The 21,121-nt window shown below is 54.3% G+C and carries 17 protein-coding genes; all 17 read right to left on the bottom strand.

All coding sequences use genetic code 11. The features are described from left to right. Position 1 precedes the first annotated feature (1 nt). A complete protein-coding gene (locus tag BLU25_RS23130; protein WP_016780257.1) occupies positions 2 to 1,030 on the bottom strand; it encodes a polysaccharide biosynthesis protein in 1,029 nt (342 codons plus the stop codon). 27 nt (positions 1,031 to 1,057) lie between these two features. Next, a complete protein-coding gene (locus BLU25_RS23125) occupies positions 1,058 to 2,353 on the bottom strand; it encodes a hypothetical protein (protein WP_016780256.1) in 1,296 nt (431 codons plus the stop codon). A 19-nt stretch (positions 2,354 to 2,372) separates the two neighbouring features. Further along, complete coding sequence (locus tag BLU25_RS23120; protein WP_016780255.1) at positions 2,373 to 3,587, bottom strand: glycosyltransferase family 4 protein; 1,215 nt, start codon at positions 3,585 to 3,587, stop codon at positions 2,373 to 2,375. Next, the gene (locus BLU25_RS23115; protein ID WP_016780254.1) at positions 3,584 to 4,846 is read right to left on the bottom strand and encodes an O-antigen translocase; all 1,263 of its coding nucleotides are present in this window, start codon (positions 4,844 to 4,846) and stop codon (positions 3,584 to 3,586) included. Before BLU25_RS23115 ends, BLU25_RS23120 begins: the two co-directional genes overlap by 4 nt. A gap of 145 nt (positions 4,847 to 4,991) precedes the next feature. Next, positions 4,992 to 5,543, bottom strand: a complete 552-nt coding sequence (gene rfbC / locus BLU25_RS23110) for a dTDP-4-dehydrorhamnose 3,5-epimerase (RefSeq protein WP_016780253.1) — start codon at positions 5,541 to 5,543, stop codon at positions 4,992 to 4,994. Positions 5,544 to 5,545: 2 nt separating this feature from the next. Beyond that, positions 5,546 to 6,433, bottom strand: a complete 888-nt coding sequence (rfbA, locus tag BLU25_RS23105; protein WP_016780252.1) for a glucose-1-phosphate thymidylyltransferase RfbA — start codon at positions 6,431 to 6,433, stop codon at positions 5,546 to 5,548. Positions 6,434 to 6,593: 160 nt separating this feature from the next. Beyond that, positions 6,594 to 7,121: a transcription/translation regulatory transformer protein RfaH gene (rfaH, locus tag BLU25_RS23100; protein ID WP_139803953.1), complete on the bottom strand. Its 528-nt coding sequence runs from the start codon at positions 7,119 to 7,121 to the stop codon at positions 6,594 to 6,596. A 365-nt stretch (positions 7,122 to 7,486) separates the two neighbouring features. After that, positions 7,487 to 8,788, bottom strand: coding sequence for a Wzz/FepE/Etk N-terminal domain-containing protein (locus tag BLU25_RS23095; RefSeq protein ID WP_016780250.1), 1,302 nt, complete (start codon positions 8,786 to 8,788; stop codon positions 7,487 to 7,489). 310 nt (positions 8,789 to 9,098) lie between these two features. After that, positions 9,099 to 9,350 carry a lipopolysaccharide assembly protein LapA domain-containing protein gene (locus tag BLU25_RS23090; protein ID WP_016780249.1) on the bottom strand — a complete coding sequence of 84 codons (252 nt, stop codon included), beginning with the start codon at positions 9,348 to 9,350 and terminating at the stop codon, positions 9,099 to 9,101. A 23-nt stretch (positions 9,351 to 9,373) separates the two neighbouring features. Further along, positions 9,374 to 9,670 carry an integration host factor subunit beta gene (gene ihfB / locus BLU25_RS23085; RefSeq protein WP_003447108.1) on the bottom strand — a complete coding sequence of 99 codons (297 nt, stop codon included), beginning with the start codon at positions 9,668 to 9,670 and terminating at the stop codon, positions 9,374 to 9,376. Between the two features lie 329 nt (positions 9,671 to 9,999). Then, entirely contained in the window at positions 10,000 to 11,694 is a 1,695-nt protein-coding gene (gene rpsA, locus BLU25_RS23080) for a 30S ribosomal protein S1 (RefSeq protein ID WP_016780248.1), read from the bottom strand. 123 nt (positions 11,695 to 11,817) lie between these two features. Further along, complete coding sequence (cmk, locus tag BLU25_RS23075) at positions 11,818 to 12,504, bottom strand: (d)CMP kinase (protein WP_083369851.1); 687 nt, start codon at positions 12,502 to 12,504, stop codon at positions 11,818 to 11,820. Further along, positions 12,504 to 14,735 carry a bifunctional prephenate dehydrogenase/3-phosphoshikimate 1-carboxyvinyltransferase gene (locus tag BLU25_RS23070; protein WP_037001016.1) on the bottom strand — a complete coding sequence of 744 codons (2,232 nt, stop codon included), beginning with the start codon at positions 14,733 to 14,735 and terminating at the stop codon, positions 12,504 to 12,506. Before BLU25_RS23070 ends, cmk begins: the two co-directional genes overlap by 1 nt. A 4-nt stretch (positions 14,736 to 14,739) precedes the next feature. Continuing rightward, positions 14,740 to 15,852 (bottom strand): histidinol-phosphate transaminase, encoded by a 1,113-nt coding sequence (gene hisC, locus BLU25_RS23065; protein WP_016780246.1) that lies wholly within the window; start codon positions 15,850 to 15,852, stop codon positions 14,740 to 14,742. Between the two features lie 11 nt (positions 15,853 to 15,863). Then, positions 15,864 to 16,958 carry a prephenate dehydratase gene (pheA, locus tag BLU25_RS23060; protein WP_016780245.1) on the bottom strand — a complete coding sequence of 365 codons (1,095 nt, stop codon included), beginning with the start codon at positions 16,956 to 16,958 and terminating at the stop codon, positions 15,864 to 15,866. Next, entirely contained in the window at positions 16,958 to 18,043 is a 1,086-nt protein-coding gene (gene serC / locus BLU25_RS23055) for a 3-phosphoserine/phosphohydroxythreonine transaminase (RefSeq protein ID WP_029611333.1), read from the bottom strand. The genes pheA and serC overlap by 1 nt, the downstream gene beginning before the upstream one ends. Before the next feature lie 151 nt (positions 18,044 to 18,194). Beyond that, on the bottom strand, positions 18,195 to 20,855 hold the full coding sequence (gene gyrA / locus BLU25_RS23050; protein WP_016780243.1) for a DNA gyrase subunit A: 2,661 nt from the start codon (positions 20,853 to 20,855) through the stop codon (positions 18,195 to 18,197). Between the last annotated feature and the right edge of the window lie 266 nt (positions 20,856 to 21,121).

The raw sequence follows: 21,121 nt of genomic DNA, 5'->3' as shown, positions 1-21,121 counted from the left end.
GTCACTCCTCAGGCGTTGCAAATTCGCCGCGCTGGATCGCACGCATAAAATCCAGTTTGAGTAGCAAGCGCTTCATGCCTTCAACGTCGAGACGCTCGGTGTTATGCGAGTTGTAGTCTTCTGTCTGAGAAATTTTCTCTTCGCCCTGCTCAACAAATTTGCTGTAGTTCAGGTCACGAAGATCTGGCAAAACCCGGAAGTAATCGCCCATATCCTCTGCGCAGGCCATTTCTTCACGACTCAATAAGGCCTCGTACAACTTTTCACCGTGGCGAGTACCGATAACCTGAATCGGGTGTTGGGGCTTGCCTACCAAGTCCGTTAGCGCACGGGCCAGGACATCGACCGTAGCCGCCGGCGCCTTTTGCACGAAAATATCGCCATTGTTGCCATGTTCAAAGGCATACAAAACGAGGTCGACCGCATCGGCCAGCGTCATCATAAAACGCGTCATGTTCGGGTCGGTGATCGACAGCGACTTGCCTGCCCGAATCTGATCAATGAACAACGGAATGACCGAACCACGGGAAGCCATGACGTTGCCATAACGGGTCGCACAAATGACCGTTGAGTTGCCTGCACGTGATTTGGCGACCATGACCTTTTCCATCATCGCCTTGGAAATGCCCATTGCATTGATAGGGTACACAGCTTTATCAGTGCTCAGGCAAATGACACGCTTGATATTGTTTTGAATCGCCGCTTCAAGAACATTATCGGTACCCAACACGTTGGTCTTGACAGCCTCCATCGGGTGAAACTCACACGATGGAACTTGCTTGAGCGCGGCAGCATGAAAAATAAAATCAACACCGCGGGTTGCATTCAAAATGCTTTGATAGTCACGCACATCGCCAATATAAAACTTTAGCTTATCACTGGCAAAACGCTTACGCATGTCATCTTGCTTTTTTTCATCACGGCTAAAAATTCGGATTTCTTTGATATCGGTAGACAGGAACCTTTTAAGCACTGCATTACCAAAAGAACCTGTGCCACCGGTAATCAGAAGCGTTTTATCTTTAAACATGAAAACCTCACTCGCTCAAAAACACAGTTAACTGTTGCTGTCTTTATTCCTGGAATTGCACAACCACATAAAAAGCCAGAACACAAACGCAAAGTATGAATCCAGGGTTTGTGTCAACTGGTTGTTAGCGGGCATATAAAAAACAGCCAGGGACATAAACAGAAAAATCAAAGCCCCCGTATCACTGCCATACACAACAGCGCTCCGCCAGGAACTTCCCCACAAGAACCCAAAGACAACCATCAATAGGGGGACTGCCGGGAAGCTGACGTCGCTGGCAATCCACGCAAAAATTGTCGACCACTGGGCCTTGTCATCCCAACCCGCCTGACTGATCTTGTACAGATAACTTCTTTTGTACATTGAATCGTCAAAAAATTTTGTGTACATGCTCATGATGAATGACGAGTGACCTAACCCATAGGTCGATGTAAATTCCTCCTTAAGCCCTAAGGAAAGTCCAAAATAGCCTTGGGACACATAGGCGGTAAGCATTTCGAAAGCAAATGCGCTGCCTTTGAACAGCTCTGCCTCTCTAGGGTCACGCTCTGAACATACGACCCCCTGTGCAATACAAAAGCTTTCAGCCCCTCCCATCCTTGATTCCTTGCGCTCGATAAATAGCGAAAAGGTAAAAAAGAAAACAGCGCCCAGAAAGAGCGAGATCACAATAATTCGAGACAACTTAAATGGAAAACGACCATCCCTGACAGTCAGTCGGGCAATGACAACCGTTGACACCATAATTACATAGACCAGCAAGTCTCCCGTTTCACGATCTGTTCCACGCATAAACGAAAAGACCAGAATGGCGAGGACATGACAAATCAGCAGCAGCACATCCAATTTGTTGAGTTCTTTCCACTTCAAGATTGCGAAGGGAACAACGCAAAATACAAAAGGGGCTAAAACAGCTCGCACAATGGCCAGATAGCCCCTGACTCCTGATTCATCGGCCTCAAGCGCCATCAGCATTTCACGGTAAGCAAGTCCCTGATCGCCCAATACACTGAAAATTTCCCAAGGCCATTTACCTGTGTATACCCAAGTTGCCGGAAAAACCAATGCCGTGCTGGCGACGGCACCGATACGATAAAAAGTCCTCCAGGACCTTAACTCGTTGCCTGCCCCTTGCTTTACGACACCGATAAAAAAACCCAAGCCGATGCCAAATAAAGTGATACCCAAAAACAGTGCCAATAGACCGCCGTTGTCCACAGGCCAGTGAAATGCCCCCCAGAAAAAAAGGGCCACGGTCAAGCACAAATAGCCCCCGGCGCAGAATAAAGGCAGGTACTGAAACGCTCCAAATTTATTCTGCATTCAGCACCTAATAAGCCAATTAATGTACTGCAACAACGTTTAAAAGTTTTGAGACAACGCGATCGACTTCAAAATACTCTTTAAAACAGGTGGGGCCCTGCGCCTTCATCGCGCCCAGTAGATCCGGATTTTTCAGTAGATTGTCAATGACACCAAGGAGCGCTTCAGGGTTACCCGCTTCGGTATAAACCCCCACTCCCAACTGTGCAATGTGTTCTCCATAGTCCGTTGTTTTTTCAACTGAAGCGACTATGGGGAGACCCACTCTCAAGTAATCGATCGTTTTAGACGGATAGCTCGGCACATCGACATCCCTGACGGTGCATACCAGAGCCAAATCACAAGCAGCAATTATTTCGAGATACTCTTGGCGTGGAACATGCGCGAAGCGAATAACGTTCGCATGCCCCGCACAAATATAATCATCCACAAGGGATTCTAACGACCCACTACCGATGATCAAAAACACGACAGGGAGAGACTGCTGCTTGGCCAGATGGGCAACGGCCAAAATATCTTCTATCCCACGCCCATGCACCAGCTGCCCACCAAAGACAATAATGGCCTTGTCTTCGGGAAGTGCATACTTTTCGCGCACCAAGGAAACATCGCTCTTAGGCAAAGCGCTACCCTCCCCCCAGATAGGCAGGGTAAACACATGCTGTTCACGACGGATCGGGTAATGCGATTGCAAATAGGCAATATTGGCGGGTGACAGACAACCAATATATTTAAAGCGACTAATCAAGTAGCCTTCTACTTTCCTGGCGATATTAAAAACCACCCCGGGCGACATCATGCCAATCTGCCGTTGATGATAAGGAAAAAAGTCCCATTGAATAAGGAGCGAGTTTTTCTTTTTCACTCCCGCCAGCCAGGCAGCAGGAAGGCCCATGGTTACCAAGGGAGAAAAGCAAATAACCAAATCATAGTTATTTTCTCTCTCCAGCCTTGCAACCCGCAGTGAAGCCACGCAAGAAGATCCAGCCCATTTAAAGAGCTTGGACAGTAGCGAAAAACGACGGAACACGGAGACTGGCTTCTCGACATAGACTTGCGTGCCGGCCGACGTAGTAAAAAAAGCACTTTTCTCACTGCCAAGCTTTCCAGCCCAGTCGAGACAAAGCACAGTGACTCTATTGCCTGCACGTTGCAATGACCCTGCCAGTTCATTGGTGAGCCAAGGATCATTTTCATCCATAGAAAACTTCGTGCACAACAATAAAATATTCACTTGACCACTCTTCTGAATTTAAGCCAATAAATGACAGACATTACAACCGCCAGAAAACCATACGTAGTCAAATGAGCATACACTGGCGCCATACCTGCAAAACGGTCGATGAGGGCATAAAAAACGAGCACCAGGACTATACCCTGCAGCAATTCAAAGACCATCGAAATTTTGACTATTCCACGCGCCATCAGCGCGAACGAAATCCCGGCTGCAATAGTTCTGAATATATCGCCGATCATCTGCGGAATGAAGTAATCAGACATCCCCATAAAGGCATCTGAAAACACCAACTGAATGATCATTTCTTTCATAAAATAAAGTACAAAAAACCCCAGCGTCAGCGTTGCAAGCAGCCAACACATAATGTTGGCTAACTCAGCACCTGATGCCCTGTCGGTTTTCGCAGCGGCACAGCGCGGCAAAGCATAGTTTGCAAGAACAACCCCAACAAACTGCATATACACATCGGATAATTTTACAACCCCTTGCCACAACCCCACTTGCGACCACCCAAGACGTTGCGCCATGACGTCGCGAATAATGATTTGCGCGAGCGGTATTGAAAGCGCCCCAACCAGTGTAATCATGGAGAATGACAGCAGCCACTTTGCCTTGTGTGCCTCAAGGGAAAACTTTACATGCCGGAATATATCGACCCGTTTAAACATGAGCACAAGGGCGACGAGCCCTACAAGCGAAGGCATAACAACTATTGAATACGCGGCACCTGCAAACCCAAAATAGGAGACCGCGACAAAAAGCACCGCCAAACCAATCACCGTTCCAATGATATTGGCCTTGGCATAAAAACTGGTTTCCCCACGACTGCTGGCCTCCGACTGCGCAAGACTCCCATACCCAACAATCGTCTGACTTATCGCCAACAAACCCACTAAGAAAGCGAGCCCGCCCAGCATTAACCGATCCACCAAAACCCCTGAAAACACAGAAAGCCCGATGGCGACCAACAGTGCAAAGAGGGTGGCAATTGTGAAGGCTGTTGAAAACCACGACGCCCCTTCAGTTGTGGTCACCGGCGTTTTCGCCAGTGCCTTGATAAGGCCGTTGGCTACACCTCCGCCCGCAAACATGCTGGTGATTGCAACGAGCGTCATTAGTTGGCCTAACTGACCAAAGCCATCAGGCCCAAGCTTCATCGCGAGGAGCTTTATAACAATCAATCCAGCGACAGTCTTGACGAGCGTTGCTGACGCAAAATGAATACCCGCTCTCAGCTTTGCCAAAGGAATCCCCACTCAACATTTCAAATCACAGAGCCCGACTTGCGCAATCGTGGAGACGCTCGCCTATTATTGTTTGAGTCGCACGCTACACTTAAAGCACACTTTAAACACTGACTTAAAGCCTGCCTATGGAGCCGCACTCACGGCTGATCAATCTCTACTGTGGACAATACTCAGGCGCTGCCTCATCTTTTGGACTGATAATCATCTGCCCTACTGCAGGCCAATCTATGTTAAATGCAACATCATCCCAACGCAGTGAACGCTCGGCACCTGGCTGATAGTAATCAGTGGTTTTATATAATAAGAGGGTGTCATCCTCCAAGGCCAAAAAGCCATGTGCAAAGCCTTCAGGTATCCACAGCATTTTTCTGTTGTTGCTGCTCAACTCAACACCGACCCATTTGAGATAGGTCGCCGAGTCTTTGCGAATATCAACGGCAACATCGAATACTGAACCCTGCACAACTCTTACAAGCTTGCCCTGGGCATGGGGGGCCATCTGATAATGCAGCCCCCTCAATACCCCCTTCCTGGAGCTGGATTGATTGTCTTGCACAAAAGGACCCGGGGCACGCAACCCTAACCTTTCGAACTCACTATTGAACAGTTTTTCATTAAAGCTCTCCATAAACCAGCCACGGCTGTCACTGAACACCGCGGGTTCAATAATCAGTACATCGGGAATTTCTGTGCGGGTAATTTTCATGACTACTCAACCTCCTTCAAGAGCCCTTGAAGGTACTGGCCATACCCCGTTTTTTTCAATTTTTGTGCCTGATCCGTTAACTGCTCAGGCGTAATCCAGCCACTGTTGAAAGCAATTTCTTCCAAACAAGCGATTTTCAATCCCTGACGTTGTTCGATCGTTCGTACAAAGTGACTGGCTTCAAGCAGTGATTCGTGGGTACCGGTATCCAGCCATGCGAACCCGCGCCCGAGTATTTCAACATCCAGGTTTTTACGCGTTAGATACGCACGGTTGATATCGGTAATTTCAAGCTCGCCCCGGGGGGACGGCTGAATTGTTTTGGCTATTTCAACCACCTGGTTGTCGTAAAAGTACAAGCCTGTCACGACATAATTAGACTTTGGCTTCTCCGGTTTCTCTTCAATACTTAACGCACGCCCTGTGCTATCAAATTCAACAACACCAAAACGCTCCGGGTCCGATACATGGTAACCAAATACCGTGGCGCCAGACTCACGGGACATTGCCGATCGCAAATTATCCGAGAAGTGCTGCCCATAAAAAATATTGTCACCCAGGATCAAACAGACCGGGTCCTGGCCTATAAACGCTTCGCCAATGATAAAGGCCTGCGCCAATCCATCGGGGCTGGGCTGTTCGGCGTAGCTCAGCTCAATACCGTACTGACTGCCATCACCCAGCAGCTTTTTGAAGCACGGCAAATCTTCAGGCGTCGAGATGATCAGAATTTCACGCATGCCAGCCAGCATCAACACTGACAACGGGTAAAAGATCATGGGCTTGTCGTAGATCGGCAACATCTGCTTGGACACACCCAATGTCAGCGGATGCAAGCGCGTGCCCGAACCGCCGGCGAGGATAATGCCTTTACGTTTTACGGTGGTCATGTTTCAAGCACTTCCTTAACTATTCGGCGCAGCACCCGCCGTACCGGCAGACGCTCACTAAACTCTTTTTTTGATAAAACACGCTACCGCCCCAGGATTCATCGTCAATTCCCTGAGAACGCGTTATGTGTTGATTGACTCGGCAGCGCCAGAGTTCCGGTTAGCGGTTGGCAATACTCGCCATCGGCAAACTGATCTGTTGCTGGCGGTTCATTAAATTGATAAGCAAGATCACCCGTTCTTCGCCGTCCATCGACATGAAAATGGACTCAATACCTGCAAAGCCTTGATCGAGGATGGTGACTTTGTCACCCGGGTTAAACGTGGTAATGATGTGAGTCTCTGCACGATTCTGCAGTTGGGAAACCAGTTCGCAGCTGACGGCAAGCGGACGCCCACCAAAGGCGACAACCCGTGCCACACCACGTGTGGAGCGCAAAGGAGCCCAATTGGCGCCTTGCGGCATATGGATAAACAGATACCCCGGAAACAAGGACTCTTGAACGTATTGCCGCTGCCCGCGCAGCAGCCGCTCGCGGCGACAGGCCGGGCGTGAGCATTCATAGCCCTGGCGCAAGAGGTTTTCCTCGGCGCGCTCGTCTTGTCTGGGCTTGCACTGCACCAGATACCAGTCTCCGGTTCTGGATTCAGCGGGTTCCTGAGTGACAGTGCTACTTGTTATGGACATGGGGAATTCATTAATAGGTTCTTCTGTGTTTTACCATTGTGCAGTGTATGTGCCAATGGCAAGTAGTTGGTTCTTGCCTGGCCGTGATATTTAACCGCAGCGCATCATCCGTTTGTAGGGGCCAGTACATCGACAGCCTCTTTGAGTGATTGATACAAGCCCAACGGCTTTTTTTTTGAGACCGTTTTGCCACTATTTCGCCATGTACCAAAGACAAAGAAGTGATATCAAGCCCCAACTGATCCTGCATCTGCTGATAATTGGCACTCGTACCCGAGTCGCGGCTAACAGCCTCGTGGTACATGACATATGCAAGCTGATACAACTCCATGAAGAGGGCCTCAGCCCAGGCAACAAGGGAGGAATTAGCGGGAATCTTTCTGCAGGACTTTTGCACTGCTTGCCAAACCAGTCAAAACTCCCGCAGGCACCGGGTTGCTTGATTGCGCTCGACGCAACACCACAAAGTGCTTTAACAGAACAATAAGTATGCCTGCCAGCGCACCAAGCACCCCGGCAAACAGCACAATCAAGACCCTCTTGGGCTTGATCGGGCCAAGAGGCTCCACCGCCTCACGATCAACAGAAACCAGCTTCAAATTACTGATATCGAGATTGGCTACGCCACCGAGACGCACGATTTCAGCGCGCAAGGGCTCGACCCCACTCAAGAACAGGTCTTCGTTTTGACGCTGCTTGAGCACCTCGACTTCACGGTTGCTCTGCAACAACTGCAGCTCACGCGCAATCTCGGCAATGCGTTCGGCGGTAAAATCATCCGTCTTGCGCTGCTGCAAGACCGCACGTTCGGCACCAAGTGCCTCTACACCCATGAAATACAGGGGTATCTGCTGGTTGTTGATTTCGGTGCGCATCACACTCGTTTCGCCAGGATGCGCCGTGTCTCCCAGGTTTGAAGGAGTTGTCGGCTTGCTAATGCCCAATGCCCTGGCGATGCCGATAGCTTCATCCAGCTGCGCCATTCGATCCTGGCGTCCGGTCTTGAGCTGCTGGCGAAGCGCCTTGACCTCGTCTTGCAACTGCGCGCGCTTGAGGTTATCAGCCTCCAGCAAGATCGCGATCCGTACGTCTTTATCGGTTTCATAACTGGCACGCGCTGCGTCGAGCTTGCCCTTGAGCTCAGCCAGCCGATTAGTGACGATAACCTTAAGGTCTGCGGCAATTTGCTCGCGCTCGGCGGCAATGGCGTAATTTACAAAGCCATTGAGAATTTGTACGCCATCAACCCCTTGCGGATAGTTCAGTTCAAGCCCTATGAAGGCACCCAGGGAACCCGGTTTCTGGGAATCAGGCAGTTTGAGTTTCAGCGAACTGCGATCGAACTCCTCGAAGCTTTGCTCAAGTGTGCGCCCGGGTTGTTTGAATTGATTGAACAAGGCCTGGTGGCTTTTGAAGAAGCCCAGTCGGGTGTCATAAGACTCAAGGGCTGAGCCAACCTTCAACAAGGCTTCACTGGGAGGCAGGGTATAGACACCCGAGCGATTGAGGGCATCCAGCTCATTGATCGCTGCGGGGCGCAGCAAGGTGCCAACCTGATATTCAGGCGTGACCAGAAATGCATAGCCCATGGCAATCAGAGCACAGAGCAAGGTCGTGGCAATGACGATTATTTTTTGCTGCCACACAGCCTGAAACAAGGCAAACAAATCCACCTCATTAGGCAACGGACCAACCGGAGCGGGTGTATTGCTACTCACAAACAAGGCCTGCCTTCATTAAGAAACTGCGGGCTCGTCATGCAGAAATTTTTAAGTACGAGAGTTATCGTGGCTTTGACAATCAGGTTAACCATCACTGTAGACCTGACGAAGCATAAAAATTTCTGGCAATCGAGAACAGAGCGCATTCTGCCAACATTACCAAACAATACAACCCACCAGGCCTGTAGGACATTTCCCAATCAAAGCACCTGATTGACCGGAAGGTGGCAGCCTTCCTGCCCCACTTCGGGCAGTCTTATACCTGAGCCTGCAGTCGGCGCTTGAGCCTGCTCGCCTTGCGCTGGTAAGCAATAAAGCCCATTAACGGCCCAACCGCCATTCCCACCAGCAAGGCGCCAATAAAGAAAAACGATTGCGGCAGTTCAGGGGAGCGCCAACCCAAAAACATCAGCGCCGTGGGCTGCTGGTTTTCGAGGGTGAAAATCACGACCCCGAACATGATCAGCAGAGAAAACACCGCCAGCACTGCTCGTTTGACGTTACGCATCGGCAACTCCTGTTCCCTGAAGGTTAAATGTCGTCTTCCTCATCCTCGTTCACCCGGTCTCGCAGCTCTTTGCCCGGTTTGAAATGAGGCACAAATTTGCCATCCAGGCTGACCGACTGGCCTGTCTTGGGGTTGCGGCCTACACGAGGGGCGCGGTAATGCAGGGAGAAGCTGCCAAAACCACGGATTTCGATACGATCCCCGGTCGCGAGGCATTGAGACATTTGTTCAAGCATGGTCTTGATGGCCAACTCCACATCCTTGGATGAGAGTAGCCCTTGATGGGTGACAATTCGTTCGATCAACTCCGACTTCGTCATATTTTTCCCTTCTTTTTCAAGCAGCTAGATCAGCGCTCCCAAGGTTTTAGCATGATCGAAAGAATTTGAACAGCCCAGGGATTGACTTATCTTCACAAGCCGCATAAGCACTGCAAATAACCGGCCCCACCATAAACAACCACAGCCATCAGGCCCATACCACCCCAGGCAGCGCACAGGCTACGCAGCGTCAGCGCCCGCCCTCACCCACAGCCAACTCCAGAACGAGCCACACGCACGCTTTTACAAGAGCTTGATAACCTCATACTCAAATCGCAGGCACAAAAAAGGGCGACCTAAGTCGCCCTTTTTCTATGGTCAATCAGAACTTAGTTCTGTTTTTCCATTTGTGCACGCAGCAGGTCGCCCAAAGTGGTCGGACCAGCAGCAATGTCAGAGGTAGCTGGCTTGTCGCGCAGGCTCTGGATTGCTTCTTTCTCTTCAGCATCATCTTTCGACTTGATGGAGAGTTGGATTACGCGGCTCTTGCGATCAACGCTGATGATCTTGGCTTCTACTTCTTCGCCTTCTTTCAGAACGTTGCGCGCGTCTTCAACGCGGTCACGGCTGATTTCGGAGGCTTTCAGAGTCGCTTCGATATCGTTGGCCAGAGTGATGATGGCGCCTTTAGCGTCAACTTCTTTCACGATGCCCTTAACGATTGCGCCTTTGTCGTTCTCTTGAACGTACTCGGAGAACGGATCGCTTTCCAGCTGCTTGATACCCAGGGAGATGCGCTCACGCTCTGGGTCAACAGACAGGATAACGGTGTCCAGCTCGTCGCCCTTCTTGAAACGACGTACGGCTTCTTCGCCCACTTCGTTCCAGGAGATGTCGGACAGGTGAACCAGGCCGTCGATGCCGCCGTCCAGACCAATGAAGATACCGAAATCGGTGATCGACTTGATGGTGCCGGAGATTTTATCGCCCTTGTTGAACTGGCCAGAGAAATCTTCCCATGGGTTAGATTTGCACTGCTTGATGCCCAGGGAGATACGACGACGCTCTTCGTCGATGTCCAGAACCATAACTTCCACTTCGTCGCCGACTTGTACGACTTTCGAAGGGTGGATGTTTTTGTTGGTCCAGTCCATTTCCGAAACGTGTACCAGACCTTCAACGCCTTCTTCCAGCTCTGCGAAGCAGCCGTAGTCAGTCAGGTTGGTTACACGCGCGGTAACGCGAGTGCTTTCTGGGTAACGAGCTTTGATAGCAACCCATGGATCTTCACCCAGTTGCTTCAGGCCCAGGGAAACACGGTTGCGTTCGCGATCGTATTTCAGAACCTTGACATCGATCTCGTCGCCAACGTTGACGATTTCGGAAGGATGCTTGATACGCTTCCAAGCCATGTCAGTGATGTGCAGCAGGCCGTCAACGCCACCCAGATCGACGAATGCGCCGTAATCCGTGAGGTTTTTAACGATACCTTTAACTTGCTGACCTTCTTGCAGCGATTCCAGCAGAGCTTCACGCTCGGCGGAGTTCTCTGCTTCAAGCACGCTGCGACGCGAAACAACAACGTTGTTGCGCTTCTGGTCCAGCTTGATGACCTTGAATTCCAGCTCTTTGCCTTCCAGGTGCGTAGTATCGCGCACTGGACGAACGTCAACCAGAGAACCTGGCAGGAACGCACGGATGCCGTTAACGTCGACAGTGAAGCCGCCTTTAACCTTACCGTTGATAACGCCCTTGACCACTTCTTCTGCTGCGAAGGCTGCTTCCAGAACGATCCAGCATTCAGCGCGCTTGGCTTTTTCACGGGACAGTTTGGTTTCGCCAAAGCCGTCTTCGACCGCGTCCAGCGCAACGTGAACTTCATCACCGATGTTGATGTTCAGTTCGCCAGCGTCGTTGTGGAACTGCTCCAGCGGGATGAGGCCTTCCGACTTCAAACCAGCGTGAACGGTAACCCAACCAGCTTGGTAATCGATATCAACGATGATAGCGGTGATGATCGAGCCAGCCTGAAGATTCAGGGTTTTTAGGCTTTCTTCAAAGAGTTCTGCAAAGCTTTCGCTCATTTTAATTCCTGTTGATCAAGGGCGAAGGAATACGCCCATCTGCCACATTCCAGACAATGTGGGTTACGTTCATATAAAAGAAGGCATGCAGGACTATTTCTGGTCTCCTGCACGCTTTCTTGGTCATCCAGCGATATCGCGAAGTGCGATTTCACTCATGATGCGTTCCAGCACCTGCTCGATTGACAACTCCGTGGAGTCCAGCTGTATGGCATCAGCCGCCGGTTTGAGCGGGGCTATTGCACGCTGCGTGTCACGCTCGTCGCGGGCACGAATCTCATCTAGCAGACCCGAGAGACTAACATCATCGCCCTTGGCCTTCAACTGCAAGTAACGGCGACGGGCCCGCTCCTCGGCGCTGGCGGTCAGAAAAACCTTCAATGGCGCGTCAGGAAACACCACCGTACCCATGTCCCGACCATCTGCAACCAGGCCCGGAAACTCCAGAAAGGCACGCTGACGCTGCAGCAATGCATCGCGAACAGCCGGCAAAGCCGCGACTTTCGAGGCTCCAGCCGCTACGGTCTCGCTGCGGATGGCGTGGGTCACGTCATCACCTTCCAGAATGATCCGTGCTGGCTTACCGTCCGTCGCGCCGATGAACTGAACATCAAGATGCGCCGCCAGTTTTTCCAGCAACGCCTCGTTATCCAGAGCAACGCCGTGATTACCTGCGGCAAATGCCAACAGGCGGTACAGAGCACCGGAGTCGAGCAAATTCCACCCCAGGCGCTTGGCCAGGATGCCAGCAACCGTGCCTTTGCCTGAACCGCTCGGGCCGTCGATGGTGATAACCGGTGCCGAAACCATCACGAGTTTGCCTCTTGAGCTACACGCATGCCCACTTGCTTGCACAGGGCAAGGAAGTTGGGGAACGAAGTCGCAACGTTGGCGCAATCATGGATACGGATTGGAGCGGTTGCGCGCAACGAAGCCACACTGAAGGCCATCGCGATACGGTGGTCGCCATGCCCATGAACCTCACCACCGCCGATGGAACCACCCTCAATAATGATGCCATCCGGGGTTGGCTCGCACTTCACACCCAGGCTCAGCAAGCCATCTGCCATTACCTGAATGCGGTCGGATTCCTTGACCCGCAACTCCTCTGCACCGCGTAGGATCGTGCGACCCTCGGCGACAGCGGCGGCCACGAACAGGACCGGGAATTCGTCGATTGCCAACGGCACCAGCTCTTCAGGAATCTCGATACCCTTGAGTTTAGCTGCGCGTACGCGCAAGTCAGCCACCGGCTCGCCGCCCACTTCGCGCTGGTTCTCAAGCGTGATGTCAGCCCCCATCAGGCGCAGGATATCGATAACGCCAGTACGGGTCGGATTGATACCGACATGCTCAAGCAGCAGGTCCGAGCCTTCAGCAATGGAGGCGGCAACCAGGAAGAACGCCGAAGAGGAAATATCCCCCGGCACTTCAATATGGGTCGCTGTCAGCTTGTGGCCCGATTCAACCGAAGCCGTAGGACCATTAACCGTAACCGGGTAGCCGAAGCCTTGCAGCATGCGCTCGGTATGGTCGCGGGTTGGCGCTGGCTCGGTGACCGAAGTCTTGCCTTCAGCATACAGCCCTGCCAGCAACAGGCAGGATTTAACCTGGGCACTGGCCATCGGCAAGGTGTAGTCCATGCCCTTGAGCGCATGACCGCCGCGAATGGTCATCGGTGGACGACCTTCGGCAGCGGTTTCAATCACGGCACCCATTTCGCGCAACGGGTTGGCCACACGATTCATCGGACGCTTGGTCAGGGATGCATCGCCGGTCAGGGTGGTATCGAAATTCTGCGCGGCCAGCAGGCCGGACAACAGGCGCATGGAGGTGCCCGAGTTACCCAGGTAGATCGGGCCCGGCGGCGCTTTCAAGCCGTGCAGGCCGACACCATGAATGGTCACGCGACCATGATGCGGGCCTTCAATCACCACGCCCATGTCACGGAACGCCTGCAGCGTGGCCAGGGCATCTTCACCCTCAAGGAAACCTTCCACCTCGGTCGTGCCTTCAGCCAATGAGCCGAGCATGATCGAGCGGTGGGAAATGGATTTGTCGCCTGGTACGCGGATCCGGCCAGTTACTTGACCACCAGGATTTGCCAAAAAAATCAGATCGTTGGAATTCATAGCGTCCACATATGCCCGGCGGGCCAGGATTTTACTGAAATGCTCGCGGGCAACCCGGGCGCGCGTAAAGACGCCCAGCAATTGATGCCCATCCCCTGCATCGACCGCGTCGCGCAAGGCGTCGAGATCACTGCGAAATGTATCCAATGTGCGCAGCACTGCCTCGCGGTTCGCGAGAAAAATGTCATGCCACATTACCGGGTCGCTGCCGGCGATTCTTGTGAAATCACGGAAGCCACCCGCTGCGTAACGGAAGATATCCAGATTCTCGTTGCGCTTGGCAAGAGAATCCACCAGCCCGAAGGCCAGCAAATGAGGCAAATGGCTGGTTGCCGCCAGCACCTCGTCATGTCGCTCGACCTGCATATGTTCGACGTCCGCACCCAGGGCGCGCCACATCGTATCGACCAGGGCCAACGCATCGGCATCGGTCTGGGCCACAGGGGTCAAGATCACCTTGTGGCGCTGGAACAGGCTGGCATTCGAGGCTTCGACGCCACTTTGCTCGGACCCGGCAATCGGATGGCCGGGCACGAAACGCGGCGGCATGCCACCAAAAGCCTGTGCCGCAGCGCGCACGACATTACCCTTGGCACTGCCTACATCCGTCAGCACCGCCCGGCCAAGGTCCATGCCCGCCAGAAGGCCGAGCATTTTTTCCATGGCCAGGATCGGCACGGCCAACTGGATCACATCAGCCCCCACACAGGCGGTCGCCAGGTCCGCTTCACAGCGGTCGACAACCCCCAGCTCCACAGCCAGGGCACAGGACTGAGGGTCGAGATCGACCCCGACCACCTCGGCACACAAACCGCTTTCACGCAGACCTTTGGCGAAGGAGCCACCAATCAGGCCCAGCCCGACCACGACCAGACGCCCTATTACAGGCTTTACAGATTGCACAGACATTACATCAACCACGGGCAAGAACCTTGGACAGCGCCTCAAGCAGACGGGTGTTTTCCGCCGGCAAACCAATTGTGATACGCAAATGGTTGGGCATGCCGTAGTTGGCCACCGGGCGCACGATCACACCTTCGCGCAGCAGCCCCTGATAGACGGGAGCCGCCACCTGACCGAGATCCACCGCGATAAAGTTGCCCCGGGACGGAATCCAGCCCAGGCCCAACTGACGAAAACCATCCTGCAGCTGCTGCATGCCGGCTTCGTTCAGGCGACGGCTTTGCGCCAGGTAATCGGTATCCTGCAGGGCCGCACAAGCCGCTGCCAGCGCCAGGCTGTTGACGTTGAATGGCTGGCGGACCCGGTTGAGCACATCGGCCACCACCGCCGTCGACAGCCCATAACCCACGCGCAACGCAGCCAGGCCATAGGCCTTGGAGAAGGTACGGGAAACCAGCAGGTTTGGATAAGCCGACAGGAACTCCAGGCCATCAGGCAGATCACCGCCCTCTGCGTACTCGATATAGGCTTCGTCCAGCACCACGAGCACATGCTCGGGCACGTCCTGCAAAAATTCGTTCAGTGCATCGACGCCAAACCAGGTGCCGGTCGGGTTGTTCGGGTTGGCAATAAAGACCACCCGGGTATCAGCATCTATGGCAGCAAGCATGGCAGGCAGGTCATGCCCCCAATCCCTGGCCGGCACGACGCGGGCCTGGGCACCTGCCGCCTGGGTCACGATCGGATACACGGCAAATGCATGCTCACTGAACACTGCATTCAGGCCAGGCGCCAGGTAGGCACGCGCCACCAGCTCCAGGATGTCGTTGGAGCCATTACCCAGGGTGACCTGGTCTAGCTCAACACCGCACTGCCCGGCCAACAGGCTTTTCAAGGCAAAACCATTGCCATCCGGGTAACGCGTCAATTCGGCCAGCTCGGCACGAATGGCTTCCAGCGCCTTGGGGCTGGCACCCAAAGGGTTTTCATTGCTGGCCAGCTTGACGATGGTCGCCGGATCCAGATCCAGCTCACGCGCCAGTTCGTCCACAGGCTTGCCCGGGACATAAGGCGAAAGTTGTTGCACGCCCGGCTGCGCCAGGGCGAGGAAATCACCGCTCATGTTTTATCGCCTCAGAGAACCGCTTTCGGGTAGGAACCCAATACTTTAAGCGCTACGGCTTCTTGACTGATCTGCTCAAGGACACTTTTGACCAACGGGTCGCGGTGATGGCCAGCAAAGTCGATGAAAAACACATAGGTCCATTTACCGCTACGCGAAGGACGCGTCTCAATGCGCGTCAGATCGATCCCGTTTTCATGGAACGGCACCAGCAGCTCATGCAGGGCGCCCGGACGGTTACTCATCGACACAATGATCGAAGTTTTGTCATCGCCAGTTGGCGGCACTTCCTGGCTGCCAATCATCAAGAACCGCGTGGAGTTATCCGGGCGGTCTTCGATTTTTTCGGCCAGGCGCGTCAGACCATACAGGCCCGCAGCCATATCACCGGCAATGGCGGCAGAGTTCCACTCACCCTTGACCCGCTTGGCCGCTTCGGCATTACTCGACACCGCAATGCGCTCGACATTCGGGTAATGCGCATCCAGCCATTTGCGGCACTGGGCCAGCGACTGGGCGTGGGAGTAGATGCGGCTGATGCTGTCTGTCTTGGTGTTTTCGCCGACCAGCAGGTGATGGTGGATGCGCAGCTCAACTTCGCCGCAAATCACCATGTCATGCTCAAGGAAGCTGTCGAGGGTGTGGTTGACTGCGCCTTCGGTGGAGTTTTCCACCGGCACCACGCCAAAATTCACCGCACCGGCAGCCACTTCACGGAACACTTCGTCAATCGCAGCCATAGGCTTGCTGATGACCGCATGGCCAAAGTGCTTCATGGCCGCCGCCTGGGTAAAGGTGCCTTCCGGGCCCAGATAAGCCACTTTCAGCGGCTGCTCCAGCGCCAGGCACGAAGACATGATCTCGCGGAACAACCGCGCCATCTCTTCATTGCCCAACGGGCCCTTGTTGCGCTCCATGACGCGTTTGAGCACCTGGGCCTCACGCTCAGGCCGGTAAAAGACCGGCACTTCGCCCTCAGCCAGCGAGGCCATTTTGACCCGCGCCACTTCCTGGGCACAACGTGCCCGCTCGCTGATCAGCTCCAGGACTTTCTCGTCCAGGCTGTCGATACGCAGGCGCAGGGCCTTGAGTTCTTGCTCGGACATTAGCCGTGTTCCTTTTCGAACTCTGCCATGTAAGCCACCAGCGCATTGACTGCATTGATGTCCACGGCGTTATAGATCGAAGCGCGCATGCCACCCACGGAGCGATGCCCCTTGAGGTTGAGCAGCCCGCGTGCTTCGGCGCCTGCCAGGAATGGCTTGTCGAGACGATCGTCCGCAAGGCGGAACGGTACGTTCATCCACGAGCGATCAGAGAAGTTGATCGGGTTGCTGTACAGCCCGCTGGCATCGATGAAGTCGTACAAGGTACGTTTTTTCACTTCATTGAGCTTGCCGATCGCCTCGACACCGCCCTGCTCTTTCAGCCATTCGAACACCAGGCCGGACAGGTACCAGGCCAGGGTCGGCGGGGTGTTGTACATCGAGCCGTTGTCAGCCGCGACCTTGTAGTCGAGCATGGTCGGGCAGATCGAACGCGCACGGCCCAGCAGGTCTTCACGAATGATGTTGACCACGATGCCGCTTGGCCCGATGTTCTTCTGGGCGCCAGCGTAAATCATGCCGAAGCGGGATACATCGACCGGACGCGACAGGATGTCCGAAGACATGTCAGCAACCAACGGCACATCGCCGGTTTCCGGGATCCAGTTGAACTCCAGACCACCGATGGTTTCGTTTGGCGCGTAATGAACGTAGGCCGCGTCCTTGGACAGGTTCCACTCATTCTGACCAGGAATCGCGAAGTAATCGTAAGGCTTGGCCGTGGCTGCCACATTGACGTGACCGAAGCGCGAAGCCTCTTCAATAGCCTTCTGCGACCAGATACCGGTATCGATGTAATCCGCCGAGCCATTTTCAGGCAGCAGATTCAGTGGAATCTGGGCAAATTGCTGGCTGGCACCGCCTTGCAGAAACAGGACTTTGTAGTTCGAGGGAATAGACAGCAGGTCGCGCAGATCCTGCTCAGCCTTGGTCGCAATGGACACGAACTCATCGCTGCGATGGCTCATTTCCATGACCGAGAGGCCCTTGCCATGCCAGTCGAGCAACTCGGACTGGGCACGCAACAGGACAGCTTCAGGTAGCGCAGCAGGACCTGCGCAGAAGTTATAGGCTCGTTTGCTCACTTCCACTCTCACTCTGATTTGGTGATCACGCAATAAATCAACTCTCGACACTGTGTTCTTTACTGGAGCAGACATGCCCCTCAGTGTCGCAAACTTTCATACCGGACATACAACAAGGGGGCGAATTCTCATCCGCCCCCTGTGTGTCCGCTTATTCCTGCGGTTCTTCGTCAGCGCCAGCCTCTAGCGGCTGCTCGTCGTCGGCGCCATCGTGGATGGCCTCACCGTCGAACTCTGCACCGCCTTCGCCCTCACCTTCGAGCTCATCGCCTTCCACTTCCGAAGGCTCCTGGACCCGCTCAAGCCCTACCAGCGTTTCATCGCTGGCCAGCTTGATCAAGGTGACGCCCTGGGTGTTTCGACCCAGGCTCGACACTTCGTCGACCCGCGTACGCACCAGGGTGCCCTGATCCGAAATCAACATGATTTCTTCACCGTCCTGCACCTGAACCGCACCGACCAGACGACCGTTACGCTCATTGCTGACCATGGCAATAACGCCCTGACCGCCACGCTTGTACTCAGGGAACTCGCTGATCGCCGTACGCTTGCCATAACCACGCGCCGAAGCGGTGAGGATCTGGCTGCCCTCTTCAGGGATCAGCATCGAAATCAGCTTCTGCCCTTCCGGCAGACGCATGCCGCGCACACCGCGGGCAGTACGACCCATGGCACGGACATCGGACTCCTTGAAGCGAGTCACCTTGCCACCATCGGAGAACAGCATGACTTCACGCTCGCCATCGGTAATCGCGGCACTGATCAGCACGTCGCCTTCGTCCAGCTCCAGCGCGATCAAGCCTACGCTGCGCTGACGGCTGAAGGCTTCCAGCGGGGTCTTCTTCACGGTGCCGTTGGCGGTCGCCATAAAGATGAAGTGACCTTCGGTGTATTCCTCGACCGGCAGCATGGTGGTGATGTATTCACCCTCATCCAGCGGCAGCAGGTTCACCAGCGGACGACCACGGGCCGCACGGGATGCTTCAGGGATTTCATAGGTCTTGAGCCAGTACACCTTGCCCTTGCTGGAGAACAGCAGCAGCGTGGTGTGGCTGTTGGCAACCAGCAGGTGAGCGATGTAGTCCTCATCCTTGACGCCAGTAGCCGATTTACCTTTACCGCCACGACGCTGGGCCTGGTACGCAGCCAATGGCTGGGTCTTGGCATAGCCACCGTGGGAAATGGTCACGACGCGCTCTTCTTCCGGGATCATGTCGCCCAGGGTCAGGTCAAGACGGTGATCAAGGATTTCGGTGCGGCGCACATCGCCGTATTCGGCACGAATGACTTCCAGTTCCTCACGGATCACTTCCATCAGGCGCACGGCGCTGTTGAGGATGCGGATCAGCTCACCGATCTGGTTGAGGATTTCCTGGTACTCGGCCAGCAGCTTCTCGTGCTCAAGACCGGTCAAACGGTGCAGACGCAACTCAAGGATGGCCTGGGCCTGTTCTGGCGACAGGAAGTACTTGCCGTCACGCAGACCGTATTGCGGATCGAGGTTTTCCGGGCGGCACGAATCGGCACCGGCGCGCTCAACCATCGCTACTACCGCAGTCGACTCCCAAGGGGTGCTGATCAGCGCTTCCTTGGCTTCGGACGGGGTTGGCGAGGCCTTGATCAACGCGATCACCGGATCGATGTTGGACAGGGCAACGGCCTGACCTTCAAGGATGTGGCCACGTTCACGGGCTTTGCGCAGTTCAAAAACGGTACGACGGGTAACCACTTCGCGACGGTGACGCACGAAGGCTTCCAGCAGATCCTTGAGGTTCAGGATGCGTGGGCGGCCATCGATCAACGCAACGATGTTGATACCGAAAACACTTTGCAGCTGGGTCTGAGCGTAAAGGTTATTGAGAATAACCTCCGGCACTTCACCGCGGCGCAGCTCGATCACTACGCGCATGCCGTCCTTGTCGGACTCGTCGCGCAGCTCGGTAATGCCTTCGAGCTTCTTCTCTTTAACCAGCTCGGCGATCTTTTCGATCAGACGCGCCTTGTTCAGCTGGTACGGCAGCTCGGTGATGACGATTTGCTGACGACCACCGACCTTGTCGATGTCTTCGATCATCGAACGGGCGCGCATGTAAATGCGACCACGACCGGTGCGATAGGCTTCGATGATGCCGGCACGACCATTGATGATCGCGGCGGTCGGGAAGTCAGGGCCCGGAATGAACTGCATCAGTTCATCGATGCTCAGTTCCGGGTTGTCGATCAGCGCCAGGCAGCCGTCGATGACTTCGCCCAGGTTGTGCGGCGGAATATTGGTGGCCATGCCCACGGCGATACCGCTGGAGCCGTTGACCAGCAAGTTGGGAATGCGTGTCGGCATGACGGCCGGGATCATTTCCGTGCCGTCGTAGTTCGGCACCCAGTCCACGGTCTCTTTGTGCAAGTCGGCCAGCAGCTCGTGGGCCAACTTGGTCATGCGCACTTCGGTGTATCGCATGGCCGCAGCGTTGTCGCCGTCGACCGAACCGAAGTTGCCCTGACCGTCTACCAGCAGGTAGCGCAGGGAGAATGGCTGAGCCATTCGAACGATGGTGTCGTAAACAGCAGTGTCACCGTGCGGGTGATACTTACCGATAACGTCACCGACCACACGGGCAGATTTCTTGTACGGCTTGTTCCAGTCGTTGTTCAGTTCGCTCATCGCAAACAGCACACGCCTGTGCACGGGCTTCAAGCCATCGCGCGCATCAGGCAGTGCCCGCCCGACAATTACGCTCATTGCGTAGTCGAGGTAGGACTGTTTCAGCTCGTCTTCGATATTGACCGGGAGGATTTCTTTGGCCAGTTCGCCCATGAGAAGCCTGATTCCTTTTTCGGGTGAAACTTCGCCACATCCATTCGGGACGAACGAAGCTCGCCGCCGCTGGCCACGTGCCACGCAACGACTTACGACAAATCAACAAGTTATGTCACGGATTTGCGCAGTAAGGGCAACCCTTGCGGGCCACCCTGGAAACCGCCGAATGTTATCACAATCGCCGCCACGCACCTATCCCTCAGATGCGCATGGAGCGTAGTAATTGCGACGCTTGTCGGCGTGAAGGGGCTCAGAGGGACTCT

The sequence above is a fragment of the Pseudomonas fragi genome, from assembly GCF_900105835.1.
In the GTDB taxonomy this organism is placed as follows: Bacteria; Pseudomonadota; Gammaproteobacteria; order Pseudomonadales; family Pseudomonadaceae; genus Aquipseudomonas; species Aquipseudomonas fragi.
This window is presented reverse-complemented; position numbering and strand designations above follow the sequence as displayed.

Excerpts from the sequence above, each read along its gene's own strand:
- BLU25_RS23130 (WP_016780257.1), bottom strand. The coding sequence starts at position 1,030 with ATGTTTAAAGATAAAACGCTTCTGATTACCGGTGGCACAGGTTCTTTT.
- BLU25_RS23125 (WP_016780256.1), bottom strand. The coding sequence starts at position 2,353 with ATGCAGAATAAATTTGGAGCGTTTCAGTACCTGCCTTTATTCTGCGCC.
- rfbC (WP_016780253.1), bottom strand. The coding sequence starts at position 5,543 with ATGAAAATTACCCGCACAGAAATTCCCGATGTACTGATTATTGAACCC.
- rfbA (WP_016780252.1), bottom strand. The coding sequence starts at position 6,433 with ATGACCACCGTAAAACGTAAAGGCATTATCCTCGCCGGCGGTTCGGGC.
- rfaH (WP_139803953.1), bottom strand. The coding sequence starts at position 7,121 with ATGTCCATAACAAGTAGCACTGTCACTCAGGAACCCGCTGAATCCAGA.
- BLU25_RS23090 (WP_016780249.1), bottom strand. The coding sequence starts at position 9,350 with ATGCGTAACGTCAAACGAGCAGTGCTGGCGGTGTTTTCTCTGCTGATC.
- ihfB (WP_003447108.1), bottom strand. The coding sequence starts at position 9,670 with ATGACGAAGTCGGAGTTGATCGAACGAATTGTCACCCATCAAGGGCTA.
- rpsA (WP_016780248.1), bottom strand. The coding sequence starts at position 11,694 with ATGAGCGAAAGCTTTGCAGAACTCTTTGAAGAAAGCCTAAAAACCCTG.
- cmk (WP_083369851.1), bottom strand. The coding sequence starts at position 12,504 with ATGGTTTCGGCACCGGTTATCACCATCGACGGCCCGAGCGGTTCAGGC.
- BLU25_RS23070 (WP_037001016.1), bottom strand. The coding sequence starts at position 14,735 with ATGTCTGTGCAATCTGTAAAGCCTGTAATAGGGCGTCTGGTCGTGGTC.
- hisC (WP_016780246.1), bottom strand. The coding sequence starts at position 15,852 with ATGAGCGGTGATTTCCTCGCCCTGGCGCAGCCGGGCGTGCAACAACTT.
- pheA (WP_016780245.1), bottom strand. The coding sequence starts at position 16,958 with ATGTCCGAGCAAGAACTCAAGGCCCTGCGCCTGCGTATCGACAGCCTG.
- gyrA (WP_016780243.1), bottom strand. The coding sequence starts at position 20,855 with ATGGGCGAACTGGCCAAAGAAATCCTCCCGGTCAATATCGAAGACGAG.